The sequence below is a fragment of the Escherichia sp. WS1450 genome (assembly GCF_046487395.1).
Classification (GTDB): Bacteria; Pseudomonadota; Gammaproteobacteria; order Enterobacterales; family Enterobacteriaceae; genus Escherichia; species Escherichia coli.
This window is the reverse complement of record NZ_JBJQJO010000116.1, coordinates 1-1,208: the sequence shown is the minus strand read 5'-3', so window position 1 is coordinate 1,208 and position 1,208 is coordinate 1. Positions and strand designations below refer to the sequence as shown.

Annotated in this window: 2 protein-coding genes; both read left to right on the top strand. The window is 46.7% G+C overall.

The annotated features are described in order from the left end of the window. Window positions 1-607: DUF2303 family protein (locus tag ACJHYR_RS27775; protein ID WP_410233216.1), on the top strand; the 607-nt coding region annotated here is incomplete at its 5' end. Between the two features lie 127 nt (window positions 608-734). Beyond that, window positions 735-1,208, top strand: a 474-nt coding sequence (yfdR, locus tag ACJHYR_RS27770; RefSeq protein ID WP_410233215.1) for a 5'-deoxynucleotidase, incomplete at its 3' end; no start/stop codon positions are given.

The following is a 1,208-nucleotide window of genomic DNA, read 5'->3' as shown; positions in this document are numbered from 1 at the left end:
TCTTGCAGATGAAGGCACCCGCTGCTTTATCGATGCTGATAATATGCGTGCCGTCAGTGTGCTTAACCTGGGTACTATTGATGAACCAGGTCACGCAGATAACACCGCCACTCTCAAACTGAAAAAGACAGCACCGTTCTCTGCCCTGTTGTCTGTTAACGGCGAGCGTAACTCCCAGAAATCACTGGCAGAATGGATTGAAGACTGGGCCGACTACCTTGTGGGCTTTGATGCTAATGGTGACGCCATTCAGGCAACAAAAGCGGCTGCGGCAATCCGTAAAATCACGATTGAAGCAAACCAGACCGCTGATTTTGAAGATAATGACTTCAGCGGCAAACGCTCCCTGATGGAATCTGTCGAAGCGAAGACCAAAGACATTATGCCAGTGGCATTTGAATTTAAATGCGTTCCGTTTGAAGGTCTGAAAGAACGTCCGTTTAAATTACGCCTCAGCATTATCACTGGCGATCGTCCTGTACTGGTTCTGCGCATTATTCAGCTGGAAGCGGTGCAGGAAGATATGGCTAACGAATTTCGTGATCTGCTTGTTGAGAAATTCAAAGACAGCAAAGTAGAAACCTTTATTGGTACTTTCACCGCCTGATTTCATTACTGCAAATGCCCCTGCGGGGGCATTTATGGAAACGTAATTAACTCAATAATCACCGGATGGTGAGGGCTTCCTTTTACCCAAACTCAGCGCGGTGCAGCGCATATACGTGGAGAACAAAATGTCATTTATTAAAACTTTTTCCGGGAAGCATTTTTATTATGACAAGATAAATAAAGACGACATCGTGATTAACGATATCGCGGTTTCCCTTTCAAATATCTGTCGCTTTGCCGGTCATCTTTCTCACTTCTACAGTGTCGCCCAACATGCGGTGCTTTGCAGCCAGCTGGTGCCGCAGGAATTTGCTTTTGAAGCGTTAATGCATGATGCAACAGAAGCGTATTGCCAGGACATCCCCGCACCACTGAAACGCCTTCTTCCTGACTATAAACGGATGGAAGAAAAAATAGATGCAGTAATCCGTGAGAAATACGGGTTACCTCCTGTTATGAGCACGCCAGTGAAATATGCCGATCTCATTATGCTGGCAACCGAACGCCGTGATCTCGGGCTTGATGATGGCTCTTTATGGCCTGTACTGGAAGGTATCCCGGCAACAGAGATGTTCAAAGTTATTCCACTGGCACCGGGC